A 4,986-nucleotide genomic window follows, 5' to 3' on the forward strand; every position below is an offset into this window, starting at 1 on the left:
GGTTTAGCGGGAATTTTTGAAGGCACAGGTCGGACAGGCACTCGCCGCAATGCACAGGGTCGCCAACTGTTTTGTGCTCCTCAAGAACAACAGTGTCAAGGCCGTTTTTTGCGCACTCAAGTGCTGCATGAGAGCCTGCTGGCCCTGCCCCTATTACTGCAACATCACAAATTCCGCCTTCCATATCTCCCAACTTCAAAAACAGCCCCAATCCAGGAGCATAAGGTTGAACTTATGCCAATAATATTTTTTAATTTTCCTGGCTTTGGATTGGAAATGCACATTTAAATCTGTTCCTACAGGCATCGACGTCAACAAAGCAGAATTAACGTCAATTGCCAAACGCACGTTTAATAATTGTTTAGGAAGCTAAAAATAGGAGGCATGCAGGTAAGGCCCATTGCCACAAAAAAAGCGACCGATGTGCCTTGCAGGAGAAACATGGTTAAATTCAAGCTGGAACATGACAGGCAAAATTGCATTGGCTGCGGGGCATGCGCTGCAGTTGCCCCAGAGCACTGGGAAATGGGCCCTGACGGAAAATCAGACATAATTGAATGCACAAAAAGGCAGGATGGCTGGCAGGAAAAGCAAATCGAATCAGGGGAATACGAAAAAAATAGGCTTGCAGCAGATTCATGCCCAGTAAATGTAATTCACATCAAAAGGGAAAATGGCGAAAAAATAATATAAGATTCTAGGGCGGGCATAAGACCTAACCCCCAGGTGTATTGATTGGAAAACCAGGTTCTCAACAAGATAAATTTCAAGATTGGCGGGGAGGCCGGGATGGGCATCATGACCCTGGGCAACATGTTTGGGAAGATGCTCAAAATGCACGGCTTGAATGTCGTGACAGTCAATGACTTTCCTTCACTAATCCGAGGGGGGCACAACACCAATTATATACGTGGCGACAGCGAGCCAATTTATAGCGCAATAAAGCAGATAGACGTTCTTGTCGGGCTGAATAAGGAAGCGGCTTTGCGCCATTATAATGAGTTGAGCAAAGGAGGCGCCCTAATTTATGACGAGAGCAAGGTGAAGCTTGCCGAAGGGGAGATAAAAAGAGGAGACATCAGGGTGTTCCCGATACAGCTTTCGGCAATTGCCCTTAAGGTTGGAGGCGAGATATTCTTCAACACTGTTGCGCTTGGAGCCGCCTGTGCCCTTGTTAGCATAGAGTTTGCAGTTATTGAGGACGCAATGAAACAGACATGGGGCAGGAAAGGGCCCGAGATAGTGCAAAAAAACATAAATGCGGCAAAGGAGGGCTATCAGGCAATCAAATCGGTGCTAAAAGAGCAGTTCAAGATAAAGATTGCCAAGGTGGGCCCTGACAACCAGATTCTGCTCACGGGAAACGATGCGGCATGCATTGGCGCAGTCAAGGCTGGCGTAAAGCTGGTTGCCGAATACCCCATGAGCCCGTCGTCATCAGTGCTGCATTTTATGGCGGCCCACGAATTTTCACACAGCATCGTAGTAAAGCACACCGAAGATGAAATTGCTGCAATGAACATGATTGCAGGGGCAGGGGCTGCCGGCGTCAGGGCATTGACTGCAACATCAGGGGGCGGGTTTTCGCTCATGGCTGAAGCCCTAGGCCTTGCGGGGCTTTCTGAAATACCCTGTGTCATAATAAACGTGCAGCGGGCCGGGCCTTCAACCGGGCTTCCTACATACGGGGAGCAGGCTGACTTGAAATTTGCGCTTTGTGCCTCCCAGGGAGAGTTCCCAAGGCTTGTATGCGCCCCAGGCGACGTTGAAGAGGCGTTTTATGAGACATTCAAGATGTTCAACCTAACCGACTTGGTCCAAACCCCTGGGATTGTACTTCTTGACAAGGAGCTTTCTGATGGCTATCAGTCAACAAGGAAATTTGACACAAGCAAGCTCAAAGTTGAGAGGGGAAAACTGCTTTCAGACGCGCAGCTTGATGGAAAGGCAGATTATAAGAGATTTGAAATTACAGAGGATGGGATTTCACCAAGGCCGCTTATGGGGCAGAAAAACGGCCTTTTTGTTGCCACATCGTACGAGCATGACGAGACTTCTTTTACAACTGAGGAGCCCAAATTAAGGGTAGGCATGATTGACAAGAGATGGAGAAAAATCAAAAACATTAAGTCATCCGATATTGTACCGAAGTATTATGGGGACGCAAATCCGGACCTGCTGATAGTCGGCTGGGGCTCAACAAAATCCCCAATTCTCGAGTCCTTGAAGTTTGCCAAAAAGGCAGGGATGAAAGTCGGTTACCTGCACATTGTCTGGATGTATCCTTTTGCATCCAATGAGATATTAGCAGCCCTGAAAACTGCAAAGAAAGTTGTGGGGATTGAAATGAATTCAACAGGGCAGCTAAGGGACCTTGTAAGGGAAAGAACCGGGTTTTACATACCTGACAGCCAGATGTACTTGAAATATGACGCAAGGCCGTTTTACCCGGAGGACATATTTGAATTTGTAAAAAATCAAATTGAAAGAAAATAATGCGAATCTTGAAAACAAATGTAAACTTTTATGGCTAAAAGGGAATGATTATGGCAACTCTTGCAAGCTTCAACAACACAAACAAGATACAGTGGTGCCCAGGATGCGGGGACTTTGCAATACTTCTTGCGATGAAAAATGCTATAGCATCATCCGGCCTTGAGCCCCATCAGGTTTGCGTTTCCTCTGGGGTGGGTTGCGGAAGCAAGTTGCCACATTACATCAAGACATACGGCTTTGAGGGTCTTCACGGAAGGTCACTTCCTCCCGCCACTGCGATAAAACTGTCAAACCACGAACTGACAGTCCTTGCAGTCGGTGGAGACGGGGACGGGTATGGAATCGGGCTTGGCCATTTTCTGCACACCTGCAGGCGAAACATTGACATAACTTATATTGTGCAAAACAACCAGATTTACGGACTTACAACAGGACAGACTTCGCCGACTTCAGAAAAGGGCACAAAGACAAGGTCAACGCCGCATGGTGTGATTGAGCTGCCGGTAAACCCCATTTCACTTGCAATCAGCGCAGGGGCTTCGTTTGTGGCCAGGGGATTTTCAGGGGACCTGAAGCATTTGTCAGAGCTAATCAAGCTTGGAATGGCCCACAAGGGATTTGCCCTCATTGACGTCTTTCAGCCATGTGTCACTTACAATAAGGTCAATACATTCCAGTTTTTCCAGCAAAGGTGCTACAAGCTCCAGGATCAGCAAGGCGGTTGGGACACAACAGACAAAATAGGTGCTATTGCAAAGGCAGAGGAATGGGGGGAGAAAATACCCATCGGAATATTTTACCAGCAAAAGCGCCCCACTTATGAAGACGAACTGCCCCAGCTTTCAAAAGTGCCCCTTGTCCGCCAACCGATTGACAACATAGACATAACAAAGCTGATGGATGAGTTCTACTAGAAACTGCATGGATTTATAGGCAAAACAAACACGAAAAGTGGGTTTATTCGCCCAGAAAACAAGTTCTGTATTGCACCAGTTTTATCTTTATGCGATGAAAAATGGATTGAATTAATACTTGCCAACATCAAAAGAAAAGGCCGATTTTATCTCTTATAAGCCTCGTCATGGTGCTTCAAGCTCACAAAAAGGATGAACTTTTTCTCCCTGAAAACCCGGAAAAGCAGGACAAAGCTTGAATCAATATGAACCCGCTTGTAATCAGATAAGCCATATTGCATGTTTTTGTAGTGTTCAATAGATGCTTCGTCTGATTGGACAACTTCTTTTATTTTTTTTGCCAGGATTTCACAACGCTTTGGGTCTTTCTTGGCAAGCTTCTTGACAGTCAGCTTAAGCTTATCAGAGTAATCAAAATAGTACACACAAGCACCTTTCATCATTGACAAGTTTTAACCTTGTACCAGCTTGTCAATGTCAGCAAATGACATCTTCCTGAAGCCGTATTTTTTTATATGCGCTTCGCTGTCGTTGATTATTTCCTTGGCAACTTCATCTGAAATTTCTTTGTGGACAAATTGTTCCCCAAACATGTCGGCAAATTTCTTTAGTGCCTGGCTCTTGTCGCGCAAGCCAAAAGTTTCCTTTATAACGCCCAAGACCCGGTTTGTGTAATCATCAACCTGCAAATTCAAAGTAGCTGAACCCATATTCTCACCACTAGAGATTAGTTTAAATAACTTTAAATAACTTGAGGTTATAGTAAATATGCCACGCACCAGTAAACATTCTGAAAAGAACAAAAATAATAAAATTGTTCAAGAGAATGAAATTATGCCACATATCACCCACCGCATTGTCCTCCATCTTGACATGGACTCCTTTTTTGCATCCTGCGAGCAGCGGCAGAACCCTGCACTTTTTGGAAAGCCGGTTGCAGTCTGCATATTTTCCGGCAGGGACTCGGACAGCGGGGCAATAAGCACTGCAAATTATGCAGCACGCGCACTTGGCATAAAATCAGGCATGCCAATAAAGATGGCAAAAAAAATTGCACCCCAGGCAACATACTTGCCTGCCAACTTTGCATTATACACTGGAGTTTCAGATTCGATACTTGAGATTGTAAAAGTGCACTGCAAGACAACCCAGCAGGCAAGCATTGATGAAGTTTATGCAGACATAACTTTTGAGGCAAGCGGGGATTATAGGATTGCAAAAGCGCTTGCCCAGACAATAAAAAAAGAGGTATTTGAGCAAGAGAAGCTGACATGCTCCATCGGCATTGCTCCAAACAAGCTTGTGGCAAAAATAGCCTCCGATTTTCAAAAGCCGGATGGGCTGACTGTAGTTAAGCCTGATGAAGTGCCCGGGTTTCTTTCGCCCCTGCCTGTGAAAAAACTTCTTGGAGTCGGGCCAAAAACAGAAAGTGAACTTGCAAAGCTTGGCATTGAGTCCATTGCGGATTTGAGAAAGCGGGAAATGTCAGAGCTTGTGGGATTGTTGGGGGTTGCAAGGGGCAAGTGGCTCTACGAAAGCTCCAGGGGCACCGATGCCCAGCCCGTGCAGCAGAGGG

7 protein-coding genes are annotated in these 4,986 nt (G+C 45.9%); 4 read left to right on the forward strand and 3 right to left on the reverse strand.

Annotation, left to right across the window (positions count from 1 at the left end; translation table 11 throughout):
* A partial coding sequence (locus FJZ26_04050; GenBank protein ID MBM3229579.1) for an FAD-binding protein occupies positions 1-172 on the reverse strand: 172 nt, incomplete at its 3' end.
* A gap of 185 nt (positions 173-357) precedes the next feature.
* On the opposite strand from FJZ26_04050, the gene FJZ26_04055 reads away from it, so the two are divergent.
* From FJZ26_04055 to FJZ26_04065, 3 genes are read left to right on the forward strand one after another with little or no spacing between them, the layout of a single operon-like run.
* A complete protein-coding gene (locus FJZ26_04055; protein MBM3229580.1) occupies positions 358-693 on the forward strand; it encodes a ferredoxin in 336 nt (111 codons plus the stop codon).
* 42 nt (positions 694-735) lie between these two features.
* Positions 736-2,496: a 2-oxoacid:acceptor oxidoreductase subunit alpha gene (locus FJZ26_04060; GenBank protein ID MBM3229581.1), complete on the forward strand. Its 1,761-nt coding sequence runs from the start codon at positions 736-738 to the stop codon at positions 2,494-2,496.
* Positions 2,497-2,546: 50 nt separating this feature from the next.
* The gene (locus FJZ26_04065; GenBank protein ID MBM3229582.1) at positions 2,547-3,410 is read left to right on the forward strand and encodes a 2-oxoacid:ferredoxin oxidoreductase subunit beta; all 864 of its coding nucleotides are present in this window, start codon (positions 2,547-2,549) and stop codon (positions 3,408-3,410) included.
* Positions 3,411-3,556: 146 nt separating this feature from the next.
* Here the strand turns inward: FJZ26_04065 and FJZ26_04070 are convergent, their stop codons facing one another.
* Positions 3,557-3,850 (reverse strand): addiction module toxin RelE, encoded by a 294-nt coding sequence (locus tag FJZ26_04070; GenBank protein MBM3229583.1) that lies wholly within the window; start codon positions 3,848-3,850, stop codon positions 3,557-3,559.
* A 12-nt stretch (positions 3,851-3,862) separates the two neighbouring features.
* Positions 3,863-4,120: a DUF2683 domain-containing protein gene (locus tag FJZ26_04075; protein ID MBM3229584.1), complete on the reverse strand. Its 258-nt coding sequence runs from the start codon at positions 4,118-4,120 to the stop codon at positions 3,863-3,865.
* A gap of 58 nt (positions 4,121-4,178) precedes the next feature.
* On the opposite strand from FJZ26_04075, the gene FJZ26_04080 reads away from it, so the two are divergent.
* Positions 4,179-4,986 (forward strand): DNA polymerase IV (locus FJZ26_04080; GenBank protein ID MBM3229585.1); only part of this gene is annotated, 808 nt, incomplete at its 3' end.

This window comes from Candidatus Parvarchaeota archaeon, from assembly GCA_016866895.1.
GTDB lineage: Archaea > Micrarchaeota > Micrarchaeia > Anstonellales > VGKX01 > VGKX01.

What these genes read in the sequence shown, in the direction of transcription:
- FJZ26_04065 (MBM3229582.1), top strand. Translation starts at nt 2,547, where the DNA reads ATGGCAACTCTTGCAAGCTTCAACAACACAAACAAGATACAGTGGTGC.
- FJZ26_04070 (MBM3229583.1), bottom strand. Translation starts at nt 3,850, where the DNA reads ATGAAAGGTGCTTGTGTGTACTATTTTGATTACTCTGATAAGCTTAAG.
- FJZ26_04075 (MBM3229584.1), bottom strand. Translation starts at nt 4,120, where the DNA reads ATGGGTTCAGCTACTTTGAATTTGCAGGTTGATGATTACACAAACCGG.